This window comes from Pseudomonas sp. PDM24 (genome assembly GCF_019218905.1).
Lineage (GTDB): Bacteria > Pseudomonadota > Gammaproteobacteria > Pseudomonadales > Pseudomonadaceae > Aquipseudomonas.
This window is the reverse complement of record NZ_JAHUWR010000002.1, coordinates 681,586-702,551: the sequence shown is the minus strand read 5'-3', so window position 1 is coordinate 702,551 and position 20,966 is coordinate 681,586. Positions and strand designations below refer to the sequence as shown.

17 protein-coding genes and 2 pseudogenes are annotated in these 20,966 nt (G+C 58.9%); 13 read left to right on the top strand and 6 right to left on the bottom strand.

Annotation, left to right across the window (positions count from 1 at the left end; translation table 11 throughout):
• The first annotated feature begins 9 nt into the window (after positions 1 to 9).
• The 13 genes and pseudogenes from KW837_RS11090 (at position 10) to KW837_RS11030 (ending at position 13,761) form a co-directional block, all read left to right on the top strand.
• Complete coding sequence (locus tag KW837_RS11090) at positions 10 to 546, top strand: F0F1 ATP synthase subunit delta (protein ID WP_007903030.1); 537 nt, start codon at positions 10 to 12, stop codon at positions 544 to 546.
• Between the two features lie 21 nt (positions 547 to 567).
• Positions 568 to 2,112, top strand: a complete 1,545-nt coding sequence (gene atpA / locus KW837_RS11085; protein ID WP_007903032.1) for a F0F1 ATP synthase subunit alpha — start codon at positions 568 to 570, stop codon at positions 2,110 to 2,112.
• Between the two features lie 50 nt (positions 2,113 to 2,162).
• The gene (atpG, locus tag KW837_RS11080) at positions 2,163 to 3,023 is read left to right on the top strand and encodes a F0F1 ATP synthase subunit gamma (protein WP_007903034.1); all 861 of its coding nucleotides are present in this window, start codon (positions 2,163 to 2,165) and stop codon (positions 3,021 to 3,023) included.
• A 27-nt stretch (positions 3,024 to 3,050) separates the two neighbouring features.
• Complete coding sequence (gene atpD / locus KW837_RS11075) at positions 3,051 to 4,430, top strand: F0F1 ATP synthase subunit beta (protein ID WP_008007883.1); 1,380 nt, start codon at positions 3,051 to 3,053, stop codon at positions 4,428 to 4,430.
• A 45-nt stretch (positions 4,431 to 4,475) separates the two neighbouring features.
• Positions 4,476 to 4,901, top strand: coding sequence for a F0F1 ATP synthase subunit epsilon (locus KW837_RS11070; protein ID WP_010465460.1), 426 nt, complete (start codon positions 4,476 to 4,478; stop codon positions 4,899 to 4,901).
• Positions 4,902 to 5,018: 117 nt separating this feature from the next.
• A complete protein-coding gene (gene glmU, locus KW837_RS11065; RefSeq protein WP_218395706.1) occupies positions 5,019 to 6,386 on the top strand; it encodes a bifunctional UDP-N-acetylglucosamine diphosphorylase/glucosamine-1-phosphate N-acetyltransferase GlmU in 1,368 nt (455 codons plus the stop codon).
• Between the two features lie 204 nt (positions 6,387 to 6,590).
• The gene (locus KW837_RS11060) at positions 6,591 to 7,367 is read left to right on the top strand and encodes a DeoR/GlpR family DNA-binding transcription regulator (protein ID WP_218395704.1); all 777 of its coding nucleotides are present in this window, start codon (positions 6,591 to 6,593) and stop codon (positions 7,365 to 7,367) included.
• Position 7,368: 1 nt separating this feature from the next.
• On the top strand, positions 7,369 to 9,201 hold the full coding sequence (gene glmS, locus KW837_RS11055; RefSeq protein WP_192345180.1) for a glutamine--fructose-6-phosphate transaminase (isomerizing): 1,833 nt from the start codon (positions 7,369 to 7,371) through the stop codon (positions 9,199 to 9,201).
• 79 nt (positions 9,202 to 9,280) lie between these two features.
• The gene (locus KW837_RS11050) at positions 9,281 to 10,183 is read left to right on the top strand and encodes a LysR family transcriptional regulator (RefSeq protein ID WP_123495610.1); all 903 of its coding nucleotides are present in this window, start codon (positions 9,281 to 9,283) and stop codon (positions 10,181 to 10,183) included.
• Positions 10,184 to 10,312: 129 nt separating this feature from the next.
• Complete coding sequence (locus KW837_RS11045; protein ID WP_192345178.1) at positions 10,313 to 10,939, top strand: glutathione S-transferase family protein; 627 nt, start codon at positions 10,313 to 10,315, stop codon at positions 10,937 to 10,939.
• 63 nt (positions 10,940 to 11,002) lie between these two features.
• Positions 11,003 to 11,938, top strand: a pseudogene (locus KW837_RS11040) (pyridoxamine 5'-phosphate oxidase family protein); the annotation flags it as partial.
• A 609-nt stretch (positions 11,939 to 12,547) separates the two neighbouring features.
• Positions 12,548 to 12,924: pseudogene (locus KW837_RS11035) on the top strand (DUF6124 family protein).
• Between the two features lie 459 nt (positions 12,925 to 13,383).
• A complete protein-coding gene (locus KW837_RS11030; RefSeq protein WP_218395700.1) occupies positions 13,384 to 13,761 on the top strand; it encodes a DUF6124 family protein in 378 nt (125 codons plus the stop codon).
• 99 nt (positions 13,762 to 13,860) lie between these two features.
• On the opposite strand, the gene KW837_RS11025 is transcribed toward KW837_RS11030, so the two are convergent.
• From KW837_RS11025 to KW837_RS11000, 6 genes are read right to left on the bottom strand one after another with little or no spacing between them, the layout of a single operon-like run.
• A complete protein-coding gene (locus KW837_RS11025; protein WP_218395698.1) occupies positions 13,861 to 14,991 on the bottom strand; it encodes a glycosyltransferase family 4 protein in 1,131 nt (376 codons plus the stop codon).
• Positions 14,992 to 16,122: a glycosyltransferase family 1 protein gene (locus KW837_RS11020; protein WP_218395696.1), complete on the bottom strand. Its 1,131-nt coding sequence runs from the start codon at positions 16,120 to 16,122 to the stop codon at positions 14,992 to 14,994.
• On the bottom strand, positions 16,106 to 17,473 hold the full coding sequence (locus KW837_RS11015) for a glycosyltransferase family 1 protein (RefSeq protein ID WP_218395694.1): 1,368 nt from the start codon (positions 17,471 to 17,473) through the stop codon (positions 16,106 to 16,108). The genes KW837_RS11020 and KW837_RS11015 overlap by 17 nt, the downstream gene beginning before the upstream one ends.
• On the bottom strand, positions 17,470 to 18,723 hold the full coding sequence (locus tag KW837_RS11010; RefSeq protein WP_218395692.1) for an ABC transporter ATP-binding protein: 1,254 nt from the start codon (positions 18,721 to 18,723) through the stop codon (positions 17,470 to 17,472). The genes KW837_RS11015 and KW837_RS11010 overlap by 4 nt, the downstream gene beginning before the upstream one ends.
• Entirely contained in the window at positions 18,723 to 19,520 is a 798-nt protein-coding gene (locus tag KW837_RS11005) for an ABC transporter permease (protein WP_218395690.1), read from the bottom strand. The genes KW837_RS11010 and KW837_RS11005 overlap by 1 nt, the downstream gene beginning before the upstream one ends.
• Positions 19,521 to 20,963: a mannose-1-phosphate guanylyltransferase/mannose-6-phosphate isomerase gene (locus KW837_RS11000; RefSeq protein WP_218395689.1), complete on the bottom strand. Its 1,443-nt coding sequence runs from the start codon at positions 20,961 to 20,963 to the stop codon at positions 19,521 to 19,523.
• Between the last annotated feature and the right edge of the window lie 3 nt (positions 20,964 to 20,966).

Genomic DNA, 20,966 nt, shown 5'->3' with positions numbered 1-20,966 from the left:
AGGGCGATCATGGCAGAATTGACCACGTTGGCCCGACCTTACGCTAAGGCAGCCTTCGAGCACGCCCAGGCCCACCAGCAACTGGCCTCTTGGTCAGCCATGCTCGGCCTGGCTGCAGCAGTGTCGCAAGACGACACCATGCAGCGCGTGCTCAAGGCCCCGCGACTGACGAGCGCAAACAAGGCCGCCACGTTTATTGACGTGTGCGGCGACAAGTTTGATGCCAAGGCACAGAACTTCATTAACGTCGTTGCCGAAAACGACCGTCTCCCGCTTTTGCCGGAGATATCCGCTCTGTTCGACCTGTACAAGGCTGAACAAGAGAAGTCGGTAGACGTTGAAGTGACCAGTGCTTTTGCATTGAACCAAGAACAGCAAGACAAACTCGCCAAGGTTCTCAGTGCACGACTCAACCGGGAAGTGCGCCTGCAAGTCGAGGAAGACAAATCCCTGATTGGGGGCATTGTCATCCGCGCCGGCGACCTGGTTATCGATGGCTCGGTTCGCGGCAAACTCGCGAACCTTGCCGAAGCATTGAAATCTTGAGTTTGAAGGGGCAGCAGAGCAATGCAGCAACTCAATCCTTCCGAAATAAGTGAAATTATCAAGGGCCGCATCGACAAGCTCGATGTGACCTCTCAAGCCCGTAACGAAGGCACTGTCGTCAGCGTATCTGACGGTATCGTGCGGATTCACGGTCTGGCCGACGTCATGTACGGCGAGATGATCGAGTTTCCGGGCGGCGTCTTCGGTATGGCTCTCAACCTTGAGCAAGACTCTGTAGGTGCCGTTGTATTGGGTTCCTACCAGTCTCTGGCTGAAGGCATGAGCGCCAAGTGCACCGGCCGCATCCTCGAAGTTCCGGTTGGTAAGGAACTGCTGGGTCGCGTAGTCGACGCACTGGGTAACCCAGTTGACGGCAAAGGTCCGCTGAACAACACCGAGACCGATGCGGTCGAGAAAGTTGCTCCAGGCGTGATCTGGCGTAAGTCGGTAGACCAGCCTGTACAGACTGGCTACAAGGCTGTCGATGCCATGATCCCTGTCGGCCGTGGCCAGCGTGAGCTGATCATCGGTGACCGTCAGATCGGTAAAACCGCTCTGGCGATCGACGCGATCATCAACCAGAAAGACAGCGGCATTTTCTGTGTCTACGTAGCCATCGGTCAGAAGCAATCGACCATCGCCAACGTGGTTCGCAAGCTGGAAGAAAACGGCGCACTGGCTAACACCATCGTCGTGGCGGCGAGCGCTTCGGAATCTGCAGCACTGCAGTTCCTGGCTCCGTACTCCGGTTGCACCATGGGTGAATTCTTCCGCGACCGCGGTGAAGACGCGCTGATCGTTTATGACGATCTGTCCAAGCAAGCAGTGGCTTACCGCCAGATTTCCCTGCTGCTGCGCCGTCCACCAGGCCGTGAAGCTTACCCAGGCGACGTGTTCTATCTCCACTCCCGTCTGCTGGAGCGCGCATCCCGCGTTTCGGAAGAGTACGTAGAGAAGTTCACCAACGGCGCAGTGACCGGCAAAACCGGTTCCCTGACCGCACTGCCGATCATCGAAACCCAGGCTGGCGACGTTTCCGCGTTCGTTCCGACCAACGTGATTTCCATCACCGACGGTCAGATCTTCCTGGAATCGGCCATGTTCAACTCCGGGATCCGTCCTGCAGTGAACGCCGGTGTTTCGGTATCCCGTGTGGGTGGTGCCGCTCAGACCAAGATCATCAAGAAGCTGTCCGGTGGTATCCGTACCGCTCTGGCTCAGTACCGTGAACTGGCGGCATTCGCCCAGTTCGCTTCTGACCTGGACGAAGCGACCCGTAAGCAACTTGAGCATGGTCAGCGCGTTACCGAGCTGATGAAGCAGAAGCAATACGCACCAATGTCGATCGCTGACATGGCGCTGTCGCTGTATGCCGCTGAGCGTGGGTTCCTGACTGACGTCGAAATCGCCAAGATCGGCAGCTTTGAACAAGCGCTGATTGCTTTCTTCAACCGCGATCACGCCGAATTGATGGCGAAGATCAACGTGAAGGGTGACTTCAATGACGAAATCGACGCTGGCATGAAAGCCGGTATCGAGAAGTTCAAGGCCACCCAAACCTGGTAAGCCGCAGCGGGAGCCGCAAGGCTCCCGCTTGCTAACCTGATAGGTGTTACATGGCAGGCGCAAAAGAGATTCGCAGTAAGATTGCGAGCATCAAAAGCACGCAAAAGATTACCAGCGCCATGGAAAAAGTGGCGGTCAGCAAAATGCGCAAGGCACAAATGCGCATGGCTGCTAGCCGTCCTTACGCGGAGCGCATCCGCCAGGTTATTGGCCATCTGGCCAACGCCAACCCGGAATATCGCCACCCATTCATGATCGACCGTGAAGTAAAGCGCGTCGGTTACGTTGTGGTGAGCAGTGACCGTGGTCTGTGTGGTGGCTTGAACACCAACCTGTTCAAGGCCCTGGTCAAGGACATGGCGGTAAACCGCGAAAACGGCGTCGAGATTGATCTGTGTGTAGTGGGTAGCAAGGGTGCGGCTTTCTTCCGCAACTTCGGCGGTAACGTCGTTGCAGCTATCAGCCACCTGGGTGAAGAGCCGTCGATCAATGATCTGATCGGCAGCGTCAAGGTGATGCTGGATGCCTACCTGGACGGCCGTATTGACCGCCTGTCCGTGGTGTCCAACAAGTTCATCAACACCATGACGCAATCGCCTACCGTGGAGCAGTTGATTCCATTGGTGGCAACCCCGGATCAAGAACTCAAGCACCACTGGGATTATCTGTACGAACCGGACGCCAAAGAGCTGCTTGACGGCTTGATGGTCCGTTACGTGGAGTCGCAGGTCTACCAGGCGGTGGTCGAGAACAACGCGGCTGAACAAGCTGCGCGGATGATCGCGATGAAGAACGCTACCGACAACGCCGGTGATTTGATCAGCGATTTGCAGCTGGTCTACAACAAGGCGCGTCAGGCTGCGATCACCCAAGAGATCTCGGAAATCGTCGGCGGCGCTGCCGCGGTTTAACGGTTCAAATATTCAGAGGATCCAGCTATGAGTAGCGGACGTATCGTTCAAATCATCGGCGCCGTTATCGACGTGGAATTTCCACGCGACAGCGTACCGAGCATCTACAACGCGCTGAAAGTAGTGAGCGCGGCCGAAACCACCCTGGAAGTTCAGCAGCAGCTGGGCGACGGCGTGGTTCGTACCATTGCGATGGGTTCCACCGAGGGCTTGAAGCGCGGTCTGGAAGTCAATGACTCTGGCGCAGCCATCTCCGTACCAGTCGGTAAAGCGACCCTGGGCCGGATCATGGACGTTCTGGGTAACCCGATCGACGAAGCTGGCCCGATCGACACCGAAGAGCGCTGGGGCATTCACCGTCCTGCGCCAACCTTCGCTGAACAAGCGGGCGGCAACGACCTGCTGGAAACCGGCATCAAGGTTATCGACCTGGTTTGCCCGTTCGCCAAGGGTGGTAAAGTCGGTCTGTTCGGTGGTGCCGGTGTAGGCAAAACCGTAAACATGATGGAACTGATCCGTAACATCGCCATCGAGCACAGCGGTTATTCCGTGTTCGCCGGTGTGGGTGAGCGTACTCGTGAGGGTAACGACTTCTACCACGAGATGAAGGATTCCAACGTTCTGGACAAAGTGGCACTGGTTTACGGTCAGATGAACGAGCCGCCGGGTAACCGTCTGCGCGTAGCACTGACCGGCCTGACCATGGCCGAGAAGTTCCGTGACGAAGGTAACGACGTTCTTCTGTTCGTCGACAACATCTATCGTTACACCCTGGCCGGTACTGAAGTATCCGCACTGCTGGGCCGTATGCCTTCCGCAGTAGGTTACCAGCCGACCCTGGCCGAAGAGATGGGTACTCTGCAAGAGCGTATCACTTCGACCAAAAACGGTTCGATCACCTCGATCCAGGCGGTATACGTACCGGCGGATGACTTGACTGACCCGTCGCCAGCGACCACCTTCGCCCACTTGGACGCCACCGTCGTTCTGTCCCGTGACATCGCTTCCCTGGGTATCTACCCGGCGGTCGATCCACTCGACTCGACTTCGCGCCAGCTGGACCCGAACGTAATCGGCCAGGACCACTACGACACCGCTCGCGGCGTACAGTATGTTCTGCAGCGTTACAAAGAACTGAAGGACATCATTGCGATCCTGGGTATGGACGAGCTGTCGGAAGCCGACAAGCAGTTGGTAAACCGTGCTCGTAAGATCCAGCGTTTCTTGTCGCAGCCGTTCTTCGTGGCTGAAGTCTTCACCGGTGCATCGGGTAAATACGTTTCCCTGAAAGACACCATTGCTGGCTTCAAAGGCATCCTCAACGGTGACTACGACCACCTGCCAGAACAAGCGTTCTACATGGTCGGCGGCATCGAAGAAGCGATCGAGAAAGCCAAGAAACTGTAATCCCGGCGCCCGGCAACGGGCGCTAATTTAGGTTGAGGCAATCAGATGGCTATGACAGTCCATTGCGATATCGTCAGCGCGGAAGGGGAAATCTTTTCCGGCCTGGTCGAGATGGTGGTTGCGCACGGTGCACTGGGTGATCTTGGTATCGCCCTGGGTCACGCGCCGCTGATCACCAATCTCAAGCCGGGTCCTATCCGCTTGATCAAGCAGGGCGGGGAAGAGGAGGTGTATTACATCTCCGGCGGTTTCCTCGAGGTTCAGCCGAACATGGTCAAGGTTCTTGCCGACACCGTGCAACGTGCTGCCGACCTGGACGAAGCCTCCGCTCAGGAAGCCGTTAAGGCTGCCGAGAAGGCCTTGCATGAGCGAGGCGCGGAATTCGATTACGGTTCTGCTGCCGCACGTCTGGCCGAGGCTGCAGCTCAGCTGCGCACCGTCCAGCAGATCCGCAAGAAGTTCGGCCACTAATAGGCCATCGACTTATTGCGCGATTGATTAAAAAGGGTAGCCTCGGCTACCCTTTTTTCTTTTCCGACTTTCATCACCCGGTCGCAGCCGCTGACCCCCCAGGATTAGTAGCCTGTCATGTCTCTTGAAATTGTTATCCTCGCTGCCGGCCAAGGCACGCGCATGCGTTCGGCCTTGCCTAAAGTCCTGCATCCTGTTGCCGGTAACTCAATGCTTGGCCATGTTATCCACACGGCCCGGCAACTGGATCCACAACGCATCCATGTGGTGATCGGACATGGTGCCGAAGCGGTGCGCGAGCGTCTGGCGGCCGATGACCTGAATTTCGTCCTGCAGGATCAACAGCTGGGTACCGGACATGCGGTGGCCCAGGCTGTGCCGTTCATCGAGTCCGATACCGTGCTGATTCTTTACGGCGACGTACCCTTGATCGAAGTCGAAACCCTGCAACGGTTGCTCAAGCTGGCTGCACCGCAGCAATTGGGCCTGTTGACTGTCGAGCTGGATGACCCTACGGGTTATGGCCGCATCGTCCGCGATGCCGCCGGCAAGGTTACCGCCATCGTCGAGCAAAAAGACGCCAACGATGCCGAACGCGCCATTACTGAAGGTAATACAGGCATCCTGGCAGTTCCTTTTGAGCGCTTGGGCGACTGGATGAGCCGGCTGTCCAACAATAATGCCCAAGGCGAGTACTACCTGACCGACGTGATCGCCATGGCGGTCAGTGATGGTCTGGTGGTGGCTACCGAACACCCCCATGACGCTATGGAAGTGCAGGGCGCCAACGATCGCAAGCAACTGGCCGAGCTTGAGCGTCACTATCAGCTGCGCGCCGCTCGTCGTTTGATGGCTCAGGGCGTGACCCTGCGCGACCCGGCACGTTTCGATGTGCGTGGTGAGGTCACCGTCGGTCGGGATGTACTGATCGACATCAACGTCATCCTCGAAGGCAAAGTGGTCATCGAGGACGACGTGGTGATCGGCCCGAACTGCGTGATCAAGGACAGCACCTTGCGCAAAGGCGTGGTGATCAAGGCCAACAGCCATATCGAAGGCGCGATGCTCGGTGAAGGCAGCGATGCCGGCCCGTTCGCTCGTTTGCGCCCGGGTACGGTGCTGGAAGCTCGCGCGCATGTGGGTAACTTCGTTGAACTGAAGAACGCCCATATGGGCGAGGGCGCCAAGGCCGGTCACTTGACGTATCTGGGCGATGCCGAGATCGGTGCGCGCACCAACATTGGCGCAGGCACCATCACCTGTAACTATGACGGCGCCAACAAGTGGAAAACCGTGTTGGGCGAAGATGTATTCATCGGCTCCAACAACTCATTGGTAGCGCCTGTGGATATCTCAGCGGGTGCGACCACGGCGGCGGGTTCGACCATTACCCAGAATGTGGATAAGGCTCAGTTGGCCGTGGGTCGGGCTCGGCAGAAGAACATCGATGGCTGGAAACGGCCGGAGAAGATCAAGAAGAGCTGAGTTATCCACAGTTCATGATGTGCTGGCCATGAGATTGCTTTCGCGGGCAAGCCTCGCTCCTACGGAATATCACCGTCCGTAGGAGCGAGGCTTGCCCGCGAAGCTTTTTATCCACAGATCATTTTTATCGTGTCGCGCTTGACGAAGTTTCGCTAATAGGTTTTGATTGCTTACGTTATCTTTCGAATCGAAACTAACCAAGTCATGTCAAAGCGCAACACGCCCCAACGCCGCCATAACATCCTCGCCTTGCTCAATGAGCAGGGGGAAGTCAGTGTGGATGAGTTGGCCAAGCGCTTCGAAACTTCGGAAGTTACGATTCGCAAGGACTTGGCCGCGCTTGAAAGCAACGGTCTGTTGCTGCGTCGTTATGGCGGGGCGGTCACCATGCCTCAGGAACTGGTCGCCGATCTCGGCCAACCGGTTTCCAAATACAAACAGGCCATTGCCCGTGCCGCCGTCACGCGAATCCGCGAGCATGCGCGAATCATCATCGACAGCGGCAGCACCACCGCGGCAATGATCCCGGAACTCGGTCAGCAACCGGGTCTGGTGGTGATGACCAACTCCCTGTATGTCGCCAACGCTTTGAGCGAACTCGAGCATGAGCCGGTGCTGTTGATGACCGGCGGGACCTGGGACCCGCATTCCGAGTCCTTCCAGGGTCAGGTGGCCGAGCAAGTACTACGCTCATATGACTTTGATCAGCTATTTATCGGTGCCGATGGCATCGATCTGGTGCGCGGGACCACCACCTTCAATGAATTGCTGGGCTTGAGCCGTGTCATGGCCGAGGTTGCCCGCGAAGTGATCGTGATGGTCGAGGCCGACAAGATCGGCCGCAAAATTCCCAATCTGGAACTGCCATGGAGCAGCGTCCATACCCTCATTACCGATGATCGTCTGCCACTTGAGGTACGCGATCAGATTCAGGCCCGCGGCATTAATTTGATTTGCGCCGCCGTCAGTCAGGAGAACTAGCATGTGTGGAATTGTCGGTGCAGTCGCAGAACGTAACGTTACCGCCATCCTGCTCGAAGGCCTCAAGCGTCTGGAATACCGCGGGTATGACAGCGCCGGTGTGGCGGTGTACACCAATGATGAAAAGCTCTTGCGCACGCGTCGTCCGGGCAAGGTCAGCGAGCTGGAACAGGCGCTGATCGAAGAGCCACTGGTCGGCCGTCTGGGCATTGCCCACACTCGCTGGGCGACCCACGGCGCGCCGTGTGAACGCAATGCTCACCCGCATTTTTCCGGCGATCTGGCGGTGGTGCACAACGGCATCATCGAGAACCATGAAGCCCTGCGCGAGCAACTCAAGGCGCTGGGTCACGTGTTCACGTCGGACACTGACACTGAAGTCATCGCGCATTTGCTGAACGAAAAACTCAAGCTGCAACCCGACCTGACAGTAGCCCTGAAAGCGACCGTGCAAGAGCTGCACGGTGCTTACGGTTTGGCGGTGATCAGCGCCCTTCAACCGGATCGCCTGGTGGCGGCCCGCAGTGGCAGCCCATTGGTGATCGGTCTGGGTATGGGGGAGAATTTCCTGGCTTCCGACCAATTGGCGCTACGTCAGGTCACCGACCGTTTCATGTACCTGGAAGAGGGCGATATCGCCGAAATTCGCCGCGACAGCGTGCAGATCTGGGATATCGATGGCGCGCTCGTCCAGCGTGAAAGCGTTCAGTACCGCGACGGTGCCGAAGCGGCTGACAAAGGCGAATTCCGCCATTACATGCTCAAGGAAATTCACGAGCAACCGGTCGTAGTACAGCGCACTCTCGAAGGTCGCCTGAGCCAAAACCAAGTGCTGGTCGAGGCATTCGGTCCCCAAGCTGCCGAGCTGTTCGCCAAGGTACGCAATGTACAGATCGTCGCCTGCGGCACCAGCTATCACGCCGGCATGGTTGCCCGTTACTGGCTCGAAGAACTGGCTGGCATCCCATGTCAGGTCGAAGTCGCCAGCGAATTCCGCTACCGCAAAGTAGTGGTGCAGCCCGACACCCTGTTCGTGAGCATCTCCCAGTCAGGTGAAACCGCCGACACCTTGGCTGCGCTGCGCAATGCCAAGGAGCTCGGTTTCCTCGCCAGCCTGGCAATCTGCAACGTCGGCATCAGCTCCCTGGTGCGTGAATCGGACCTGACGCTGCTGACCCAGGCCGGTCGCGAAATCGGCGTAGCCTCGACCAAAGCCTTCACCACTCAACTGGTTGGCCTGCTGTTGCTGACCCTGTCTCTGGGTCAGGTTCGCGGTACGTTGGCCGAAGGCGTCGAAGCCACACTGGTCGAAGAACTGCGTCGCCTGCCGACCCGTTTGGGCGAAGCCCTGGCCATGGACAGCACCGTGGAAAAAATCGCCGAGCTGTTCGCCGAGAAGAACCACACACTGTTCCTCGGTCGCGGCGCGCAATTCCCGGTGGCGATGGAAGGGGCTCTCAAGCTCAAGGAAATCTCCTACATCCACGCGGAAGCCTATCCGGCGGGCGAACTGAAACACGGCCCGTTGGCGCTTGTGGATAACGACATGCCCGTAGTCACTGTGGCGCCGAACAACGAACTGCTGGAAAAGTTGAAATCCAACCTCCAGGAAGTCCGCGCCCGTGGGGGTGAACTGATCGTCTTCGCCGACGAGCAGGCTGGCATGACCAATGGCGAAGGCACTCATGTCGTCCATATGCCGCACATCCATGACATCCTGTCGCCGATCCTCTACACCATTCCGCTGCAGCTGCTTTCGTACTATGTGGCCGTATTGAAAGGCACTGACGTTGACCAGCCGCGTAACCTGGCGAAGTCGGTGACGGTGGAATAAGTTATCCACAGGTGATCGAAACAATAAAAATCGCAGCCTATGGTTGCGATTTTTTTTATCTGAATAAAGGACATGCCCGATGGACCGCTTCCAGGAAATGCAAGTCTTCGCCACCGTCGCCCAGGAACAAGGCTTCTCGGCGGCGGCGCGGCGTTTGGGGATGTCGGCGGCCAGTGTCACCCGCGCCGTGGCGGCGCTGGAAAAACGCATTGGCACCCAATTGCTGACACGTACCACCCGCAGCGTGCATTTGAGCGAGGCGGGTCAGCGTTATCTGGAGGATTGTCGGAGAATTCTCACCGAGGTGCAGGAAGCGGAGGATTCGGCGGCCGGAAGCCACGCCCAACCCCGTGGGCAACTGACGATCACGGCGCCGGTGTTGTTCGGTGATCTGTTCGTTACGCCGGTCATGGTCGGTTACTTGTCTCAATTTCCTGAAGTCAGCATCAACGCTCTACTGGTCGACCGGGTGGTGAGTATGGTCGAGGAGGGCATCGATGTGGCTGTGCGCATCGGTGAGTTGCCTGACAGCAATCAACATGCAATTCGCGTGGGCGAAGTGCGGCGGGTGATCTGCGCGTCCCCCGGATTCCTGACTGACCATGGTCGGCCCCGGCATCCTGCAGATTTAAGCGCAGGCCCGATCATCGCTACGTCGTCCATCGGTCAGCACAGAAGCTGGCCGTTCCTTGATGCGGGAGAGCCGATCAGCATTCGTCTGGAACCGCGCCTTGTGGTCACCGCCAATCAGGCGGCTATCACAGCCGCTGCCATGGGGTTGGGACTGACTCGAGTGCTGTCGTATCAAGTGGCGAGCAAAGTCGCGGCCGGTGAGCTGGAAATCGTTCTGGCTGACTTCGAACTGCCGCCATTGCCCATTCATGTGGTCTACCAGGGTGGGCGCAAAGCCCCGGTGCGGGTCCGTAGTTTTGTGGACTTCGTGGTGAACGTCCTGCGCGAACACCCGGCCCTGCATGGCTGAAGGTTATTGCACTGGCTGAAATAATGGATTGCGTTGGCTGGTTATTCTGTTGTTTTGGTTGCGGATGGAAGATGGCCCCCTATAGGCGCTGATCTTCCTGGACGGCGCCACCACCCAGCGGAGTCGACCATGCAAGCGATCAAACTCTACAACTTCCCCCGCTCTGGCCACGCTCACCGTGTGGAGCTGATGCTGTCTTTGTTGCAACTGCCGACCGAGCTGATCTTCGTCGATTTGGCCAAGGGCGCCCACAAGCAAGCGGATTTTCTGGCGCTCAACCCGTTTGGGCAGGTGCCGGTGATTGATGATCAAGGTGTGGTGCTGGCCGATTCCAACGCGATCCTGGTCTACCTTGCGCTGAAATACGGCAACGGTCGCTGGCTGCCAACCGACCCGGTCGGTGCGGCCAAGGTTCAGCGCTGGTTGTCGGTCGCCGCCGGGCCGATTGCCTTCGGCCCGGGCAGGGCAAGGCTGATCACCGTATTTGGTGCGCCTTACAACGCGCAAGAGGTGATCGCTTACGCCCACAGCTGGCTCAAAGTGATCGATCAGGAACTGGGCGCAACGCCCTATCTGGCCGGTGGCGAGCCGACCATCGCCGACATCGCCGCGTACAGCTACATCGCCCATGCCCCGGAAGGCAATGTGTCGCTGGATGACTACCCCAACATTCGGGCCTGGCTGACACGGGTTGAAGCCTTGCCAGGGTTTGTCGGCATGCCACGCACCGTCGCCGGTTTGCAAACAACCGCTTGATGCTCACGGCCCGATTCAGTCGGGCTGTTCTTGATGCGCGATGAGCGCAGGGGAGAAGCCGTTATGGAACGTTCACCTTGGCACGCAGGCGAGAAACAGTTGCAGGCTCGTGTAGGTGTCGCCGAGCGAATGGACGAATTAGGTCGTAGGGTGATTCGCAGCGAGATGCCGGATCAGCACCGCACCTTCTATCAGCAATTGCCGTTCATGCTGTACGGCGCGGTGGATGCTGATGGCAACCCTTGGGCCAGCATTCTGGAAGGGGCGCCGGGTTTTGCCCATTCTCCAGAGCCTGCGCTGTTGCAGTTCGCCAGCCTGCCTGGCCACGACGACCCCGCGCAATTGCAAGAGGGAGCGGCGATCGGTCTGCTCGGTATTGAGCTGCACACGCGACGTCGCAACCGTCTCAATGGCCGAGTTGGCGCTGTGACAGCGAGCGGCTTCGAGGTGACGGTGCAGCAATCTTTCGGCAATTGCCCGAAATACATTCAATTGCGCCAATTTCGCTCGGTGCCCTTGGCGGATCCGGCGACCCGTGTCGCGCAGCACCTCAACGGGCTGGATGACGCGGCCAAAGCCATGATCGCCGGCGCTGATACCTTCTTTGTCGCCAGTTATGTGGACGTTGATGGCCAACGCTCGGTGGACGTTTCTCATCGGGGTGGCCAGGCCGGTTTCGTCCAGGTAGAGGGCAATCGCCTGACCATCCCGGACTTCGCCGGCAACCTGTTCTTCAATACGTTGGGCAATCTGCTAATCAATCCTCGAGCCGGTTTGCTGTTTATCGATTTCGATTCGGGTGACTTGCTGCACCTCAGCGGTCGCACGCAAATCATCCTCGAAGGCCCGCAAGTCGAAGCCTTTCAAGGGGCCGAGCGGTTGTGGACATTCGAGGTGGAGCGCGTGGTGCGACGGCCCGCAGCGCTGGCCTTGCGCTGGCGCTTTGACGGCGTGTCACCCACCAGTTTGCTGACCGGGACTTGGGCGCAGGCGAATGCATCCGCAAAACCTGGTTGATCAGCGGTCAGTGAGTTATCCACAGCCGCCGCCGACGGCAGGACCGGATAACGGACAGGTGCTGATTTTTTGCGCGATTCCGGCTCAGGGTTTGCGGCGTTGGTGTTGGATCTGTAACTGAACCAGACAACGGAGAAAATCCCCTGTGGGAGCGGGCTTGCTCGCGAAAGCAGTGCGTCAGACAACTTCCATGTTGAATGTTAAACAGCCTTCGCGAGCAAGCCCGCTCCCACATTTGATCTCGGCTGGCCTGAAAACAATTGCGAATATCCTACAGATTTGGCTGTTCTGAAGGACGATTCCGACAAGTTCTAGCGGTTGTCGTGTCAGAAGTCGGGGGGATAGGCTTTGGGGGTCGCTGCACATCAGCGATCGGGTGTCGCAGTCCGTTCAGTTCATTTGGTGCATAATCGCCGGCCCAAACCACAGCGCTTCGGTGCTAGTCGTTTGCTTAATGGTGGCTGTGCGCGGGATACCTTCGGGTATGCCGAGTTTCCGAATGGCTCGGTCTGCGACCCCGCGTACAGCTGCCTCCTTCAAATCGCGTCGCAGCGATCGGTGGCGGTAGAACCTTTCATTCGGAGTGTCACCATGTTCAAAGCAACACCGAATCCCCCTGAAACCGACGACGTTTCCCCCTACGAATCCCTCGATTCAAAAAAACTCCACGAAGCCGCTAACCGCGCGCTCGATCACTACCTCAACCCCTCAGCCCTCAAATCCCCATGGCCCGCAAGCCGAGCACGATGTACATGGTCGCGCCTGATATCAAAGACGAAGACCTGTTGGCCCACACCTGTGAATCGTTGGCCCAGGCCAGTGTGATGGCGAGTGATTTTGCGGGGTATCTGGAAGGGCCGCACCGGCATACGGCGATGGCGATTCAACAGATCGTCATGCTGGCAGAACTGGCGGTGAACCGGATGCTGGATAACGTTGCCGTACCAAAACCTGCGCCACACAGCTGATCCCCTGTAGAAGCGAACTGTGGCGAGGGAGCTTGCTCCCGCTTGAGTGCGCAGCACTCACAAGATCTTTGGTATATCAGAAATTTTGGGGCCGCTACGCAGCCCAGCGCGAGCAAGCTCGCTCGCCACAAAAGCCCGGGACCCGGTCGGTGAGTTATCCACAGATCGCAGGCAGTCCTACAAACGATGATTTTGGGGGGATGTTTCCGACAAGTTTTGACGGTTGTCGGTCGGAAATGGGGTGGATAGGCTTTGGGGGTCGCTGCAAATTCAGTGATCGGGTTTGGTCGCCCAGGTTTAGAATGGCGCACTTTTATGCTTGCTTCATGGCGAGCTGTGCGTGGGAGGGCTTAGGCCCTGCCGGGTTCCATTCCCTGGTCGACCAACCCGCGTACGGTTCGCCACCCTTCTGCTTGGTCGCAGTGTTGGCGAACTCCAGTCCTCGAATGGAGTTTCACCATGTTCAAAGCAACACCGAATCCCCCTGAAACCGACGACGTTTCTCCCTACGAATCCCTCGATTCAAAAAAACTCCACGAAGCCGCTAACCGCGCGCTCGATCACTACCTCAACCCCTCAGCCCTCAAATCCCCCGCGGCCCGCAAGCCGAGCACGATGTTTATCGTTGCGCCGGATATCAAAGACGAAGACCTGTTGGCCCACACCTGTGAATCGTTGGCCCAGGCCAGTGTGATGGCGGGTGATTTTGCAGGGTATCTGGAAGGGCCGCATCGGAACACGGCCATGGCGATTCAGCAAATCGTCATGCTGGCCGAGCTGGCGGTGAACCGGATGCTGGATAACCTCAACGTGCCAAAACCCGCATCACACAGCTGACCCCTGTAGGAGCGAGGCTTGCCCGCGAAGGCGTTGTGACATTCACCATTGATGTTGCCTGACACACCGCTTTCGCGAGCAAGCCCGCTCCCACATGAGTTATGCGTAGGACAGGGATTTTTCTTCCAGCAGTTCTTCGTACAACGTCGTCCACTTGCGACCCATTTCTTCCGCCGTGAACAACTGCCGATAACGCGCCTCTGCCTTCACGCCCATTTCGGCTGCAAGCGTCGGGTTTTCCCAGAGTGTGCGCATGGCTTCACGGAACGCTTGTGGATGACTCGGCGGCACCACCAGCCCGGTTTCGTTGTGGATGTTGATGTAGCTGGTGCCGGTGCCGATTTCGCTGGAGATCATCGGTTTGCCGTACATCGCGCCTTCGAGCAGCGAAATGCCGAACGCTTCGGAGCGCAGGTGCGAAGGAAATACGATCGCGTAACTCAGTTGCAGGAGCGCGACTTTGTCTTCGTCGCCAAGACGCCCCAGAAAGTGAATATTGCGCAAACCCAACGCTGCGGCCTGGGCGTGCAGTTCGGCTTCCAGCGGCCCGGCACCAACGATTACCACCGGGTAATCTACGTCTTTCAAGGCGTCGAGCAAAATGTGCAGGCCTTTGTAATAGCGCATCACGCCCACAAACAGGAAAAACTTATCCCCAAGCTTTTGCCGCCAATGGTCCATGCGTTCGTTATCGGCCTGTGGATAACCGGCCTTGTTCAGGCCATAGGGAATGACGCGGGTCTTTTCCTGAAACTGCTGCAACACATCACTGGTGTGCAGATAGTTGGGGGAGGCGGCGACGATCCGGTCGGCGCTGGCGAGGAAGCGGTTCATCAGTGGCCGGTAAAGTTTGAGCAGGTGCTTCTGACGAATGATGTCCGAGTGGTAGGTCACTACGCTGGGTTTGTTCATGGCGCTGAAGAAATGCACCAGGTCCATGAACGGCCACGGGAAGTGGTAATTGACCACGTCCGCCTCAGCGGCCATTTCGCGAAATTGCTTGAAGACGCTGTAAGAAAAGCCTGTGGAAGCGAACTGAATGTCGAGTTTGGCCCGATGGACTTCGTGCTGCCCGAGTTGCACCACCGGCGGTGTCGGATCGGCACTGAGGGTCAACACCTGACTTTCAATGCCATGCTGGGCGCCGCTTTCACATAACTGGAAGATGACTTGTTCGATCCCGCCGACCGAGTCAGGCAGGTACGTCTTGAAAAAATGAAGAACTCGCATTCAACCTCCCATAGCCTGGCGGTAGGCGCGGGCGGTGATCTTCGCGCAGCGCTCCCAGGAAAATAGCCTTGCCTGCTGCAATCCGGCGTTCGAGCATGCCTGCCAATGTGTTTGATCGTCGATCAGACGGCGCATGGCATCGCGCAACCCGTCTGGATCGTCAGGTTCAATATAGTTGCCCGCAAGGCCTGCGACTTCGGGCATGGCCGAATGTCGGGTCAGGATGACCGGCGTGCCGCTGGCCATGGCCTCCAGCACCGGTAGGCCGAAGCCTTCATAGCGTGACGGGAAAATCAGCGCCCGGGCGCCTGCCAACAGCTGCGCGACCTGCTCGTCGGGCAGATAACCGAGCAAACACACATGACCAGTGGCCAATGCCCGGCGCAGCTCATCGCTGAATTGTTCGCGTTGCCAGCCGGCCATGCCCACGATCAACAACGGAAAGCGCTGACGCAATGCTTCCGGAAGTTGGGCGTGGGCGCGCAGGGCCAGGGTCAGGTTCTTGCGTGGTTCCAGCGTGCCGACGCAGAGAAAATAATCCCGCATCTCGACCCCGTGGGCCTTGAGCATCGCATCGATGGTCTCGGGCTCGCGTGGGTGGAAACGTGCAGCCACGCCCAGCGGGGCAACTACAAAACGCTCGGCCGGCAATGCGAACCAGGCTTGAGCCTCGTCGGCAATGTACTGCGAGTCGGTGAGAATCAGCTGCGCCTGTTGCACGCCATCGGCCAGTCGCCGCTCGATTTCTCGCAGGCGCGCCGGTGGTTGCGTCTCGGGATAGTGCAGGTGTGTCAGGTCATGCAGGGTGATGACCGTCGGGCCGTCGAATGACAACGGCCACAGACTGGGTTCGTGATAAAGGTCGATCGCCTGCGCGCGGCCTTGATCAAAGCGTTTCTGCGCCAGCCAGCGTCGAGCCTGATACGCCCCCGGTATCTGCCGCAGCAACGGCGTCAGTCGCGAGTAGCCCGGCATGGCAGCATCGGGTAGCGAAGAACTCCAGCCCCAGCCATGGAACAGCGACAACTCGACATCGGGCTCACCGGCCAGGGCATTCACCAGTTCGGCGACGTAATGGCCTATGCCGGTGCGCGGGGCCTGGAGGATTCGGGCGTTAAGGGCAATTCGCATGTTGCCTCTCTTGCACGACGGGTGTTTCCACAAGATTGCGCAGGGTTCGCTCGGCCAGTTGCGCACTGGCTTCACGCCAGCCAATCCAGCGCCAGTCCGCCACATCGCGGGCGGCCGGGAATTGTTTGCTGCTCTCGAATCGGGCAACCAGATCGGCCAGGTTTTGTGGTTCGGCCAGGTCGAAGTACGCCATGAACTCGCCGCCTATTTCGCGGAAGACCGGGATGTCACTGCCCATGGCCGGCAAACCGCGCTGCATGGCTTCCACCAGTGGCAGGCCGAAGCCTTCGACGTAGGACGGAAACACCAACGCACTGGCGTGGGAATAGGCATGTTCGAGGCTGGTGTCGCTCAGGTCGTTAAACATGAACAACCGCCTGTTCAGCTCCGGGTGATTGCGCACCCGGGCGAGCAGGGCATCGCACTTCCAGCCAATGCGCCCGGCGATGCACAGACGGGCAGTGGAACCTGCAGCCCAGGCGAGTTCGAAGGCGTCCAGCAAGTAGTCGTGGTTCTTGCGCGGCTCGATGGTGCTGACCATCAGGAACACCGGTTCGGGGGTATCGAACAGCCGGGTCAGGCGTGTTTCGACAGCGGCGGTTTCTTCGCGCAGGTCCAGCTCCGAGCCCAGGTGAAAGTAGTCGAACCACAAGGTGTCGGCTTTGGCAGGACCGACGCGACGATGCAATTCATCGCGCACCTGATCGCGCACCGTGGCGGAAATCGCCACGTAGCCGTCGGCGGTTTTGGCGATCCAGTCGAACCACTCGTTGAAAATCCGCACCAGTCGCATGTCATAGAACTGCGGGTGGGTCAGGGGAATCAGGTCGTAGATCACCGAGACAATGCCCACGCCTTCGCGTTTGAGTTGTTCGGCCAACGGGAAGAAATCGGCGTGCCAGGACGAATCCAGCAACACGAGTTGATCACCCGGTTGATGCTGCAGCGGCGAGCAACGTTTGGGCAGTTGATAGTGATTGATCTGATCAATCAGGCGCAGCGGTACGCTGAAACCCGCCAGCGCCGTGAGGCGGTAAGCCGCGTACAGCGCGCGCCGGGTCCATCGCGAGGTGCAGCGTTTGTCGAGGCGCTGGTGCAGTTGCCAGAAACGATGGGCCAATCGCTCCAGGCGCCCACCGAACTCCATCAGCCCATTGAAAAGCGGTGTGTCCAAAGGGGCCAGACTCAACACCCGGTAGAGCTTGCCCTTGAGCATCACCACCGGGATGCACTCAACGCCATCGACGCGTTCAGGCAACTGATTGATGACGTTGCGCACCACCCGCTGAATGCCCGAATTGACCTTGGGGTGCTGGAACACGTACGTGCACTCCACCAGTAGACGGGTCATGGCGTGCGCTCCGAAACAATCGATTCGGCCGCGCGAGTGATGGTGGTTTTCGCCCCCAGCCACGAACAGCCGACGAAGTCTTCGTGTCGGTTGTTGATCACATGGAACACCAGGCCGTAGTCGCGCCACTCGAAATTGCGGTCCAGGTGCGAGTCCAGTCGCGACAGGCTCAGGGCCACGGAATAGTTGCCCTTGCCCAGGCCCATGACGAAGGCAAAGCGGTAGGTCAGCCGCTCGCCGGCCTGCAGATCGGTGAGGGCGAGGTCCTGACGATGGGTATTGATGCCGTACATGGCCTGGCCCAGGCGATCCTTGATCATGAAACCCAACACCAGGCGTTCGATGTCCTGACGCACTTCGACTTGCACCTCAAGCACCACCGACTGGCCGACTTCGGCGGCATCGATGGCACGTTCGCGCTCATCGAGCAGGCGCACGCTGAGGATCCCGGCTTCACCGGTGCCGGAAACGGTTTGCACCTGGCCGTCCGCGAGCATTTCCTGACGCACCGTCTGGCCTTCGCGCTCGGCGAGCAGGGCGTTGTAGTAGTCCATGACGGCTTCGGGCTTGCCATGCATGGCCATGCGGCCGTTCTCCAGGAGAATCGCCGAGTCGCAGATCGATTGAATCGCCGAGCGGTCGTGGGACACGATCAGTAATGTGGTGCCGGCCCTGCGAAAGCTGCGGATGCGTTCGAAGCTTTTGTGCTGGAAGTAGGCGTCGCCCACCGACAACGCTTCGTCGACAATCAGGATATCCGGGCGCCGCGCGGTGGCCACGCTGAACGCCAGGCGCATCTGCATGCCGCTGGAATAGGTGCGCACCGGGTGGTCGATGGCTTCGCCGATCTCCGCGAAATGTTCGATCTGTGGCATCAGGGCTTCGATTTCTTCGACCTGCATGCCCAGCAGTTGCCCGGCCATGATCGCGTTCTGTCGACCAGTGAACTCCGGGTGAAACCCCATGCCCAGTTCCAGCAGGGCGGCGACGCGGCCTTCGAGCTGGATCTGCCCACAGGTGGGTTGGGTGGTGCCGGTGATCATCTTCAGCAAGGTACTTTTGCCGGCACCGTTGACCCCGACGATGCCCACCGCTTCACCGGGAGCGATTTCGAATGCCACGTCTTGCAGCACCCAGTGCTGGCGATGGCGGATCGGCGAAAACGGGATCAGCCACTCAGCCAGTCGGCTCCAGCGCGTGGGGTATTGCTTGTAGGCCTTGCCCAGGCCCGTCACGCGTATATGTCCCATCAGAGTTCATCCACCATTTCGCCGACCCGCTGACGAAACAGTCGCAGCCCGATCACGCAGAACAACATACCGATCACGAAAATTGGCAGCAGCGAACTCCAGACCGGCCATTGGCCGTAGAGGAACAGGTTCTGGTAGCTGCCGATCAGGTTGGTCATGGGGTTGAGTTGCAACAGCCGCTGGACCCACTCGGGCAGGATGCTCAGCGGGTACACGATCGGGGTCAGCCAGAACCAGAATTGCAGGCAGATGCCGAAGAATTGCCCGACGTCGCGAAAGAACACGTTCAGCACACCGAGGATCATCCCCAGCCCGGCGCAGAACATGACTTGCAGCGCGATCAGCGGCAGCAACGCCAGCAGGGCCATGCCCGGCAAGCGCCCGGTGATCAGCAGAAAGCCCAGGAACAGCCCGATGATGATCGCGAAGTTGATGCCGGCATTGAACAGCACGATCACCGGCAGACAGATTCTCGGGAAGCTGATTTTCTTCAGCAGGTTGGCGTTTTCCAGAAACATGTTCTGGCTGCGCAGGGTGATTTCCGAGAACAGACCCCAGGTCAGCAACCCGGCGCAGAGGTAGATGCTGTAGGCCATGCCGTCATCCACACCCGGCAAGCGTGCGCGCATGACGTGGGAAAAAATTACCGTGTAGACGACGATCATCGACAGCGGGTTGAGCACGGTCCACAGGGCACCGAACAGCGAATTGCGATAACGCGCTTGAAACTCTCGCTTGACGCTACCGAGGATGAAACCTCGATAGCTCCACAGCGAGCGATACAGGGAAAGCAGCATTCAAACCGTCCTGCCGTATTGGTCTTCGAAGCGAACGATATCGTCCTCCCCCAGGTATTCACCGCTTTGCACTTCGATGATGACCAGGTCGATCACGCCGGGGTTTTCCAGACGGTGCCTGTGCCCGGCGGCAATGAATGTCGATTCGTTCTTGGCCACCAGGTGCGAACCGGAACCGTTGTTGGTGACCTTGGCCATGCCTTCGACCACGACCCAGTGTTCATTGCGGTGATGGTGCATTTGCAGTGACAACTTGGCGCCGGGTTTGACCACGATACGTTTGATCTTGAAGCGAGGACCTTCCTCGAGCACGGTGTAAGTGCCCCACGGTCGGTTGACTGTGCGGTGCAGGCGATAGGCTTCGTGCTTTTCATCCTTGAGCTGCCGGGCCACCCGGCGCACATCCTGGGCGCGGTCGGCATGGGCGACCAGCACCGCGTCGGCGGTGTCGATGATGATCAGGTTATCCACACCCACTGCGGCGACCAACCGGTCTTCGCTCTGGATGAAGTTGTTGTGGCTGTCGATGAAGATCGCATCGCCGCTGGCGCGATTGTTCTGTGCATCGGCTGGCACCAATGCCGCCACGGCGCCCCAGGAACCGATGTCGCTCCAGTCGAAAGAGGCTGGCACCACGACCACTTTGTCGGAGCGCTCCATCAAGGCGTAGTCGATGGAGATGTCGGTGATGTCGGCGAAGTGCGTTGGCGACAGTTCCTGTTGCAGGCAACCGCCGATTTCCACCGGCGCACTGGCCGCCATGCAGGCCCGAGCTTGTTCAAGTAGTGCGGGGGCGTGAAGGTGCAGCTCGGCCAGCAGCGTGGCGATCGAGAAGCAGAACATCCCCGAATTCCACAGGAAGTTACCGCTCTCCAGATAATGCGTGGCGGTTTGCAGGTCGGGTTTTTCGACGAAGCGCTGCACCTTGGCGGCGCCTTTGTCGTCCAGCGGAGCACCGGTTTCGATGTAGCCGAAGCCGGTTTCCGGGGCTGTCGGCACGACGCCGAACGTCACCAGATAACCAGACTTGGCCAGCGCCACGGCGTGCTCGACCGCGCTTTTCAAGGCGTCTTCGTTGAGAATCAGATGGTCGGCGGGCATCACCACCATGATCGCTTCGTCGCCGTGCAGGGCTTGTAGCGAAAGGGCGGCCGCCGCGATGGCCGGGGCCGTATTGCGGCCCGTCGGCTCAAGCAGAAAATGCCCGCGATGGCGCTCCAGGCGCGCCTCCTGATAGTGATCCTTGCTCTGGAAGTAATAGTCGCGGTTGGTCACCGTGACGATATCGCCCCAGCCATCGAGCAAACCGGCCGCACGCCGATAGGTCTTGCTCAGCAGCGACTGACCGTCGGGCAGGGTCATGAACGGCTTGGGATGGCCTTCGCGGGACACCGGCCACAACCGGGTGCCGGCACCGCCGGAGAGAATCACGGGAATCAGCATGGC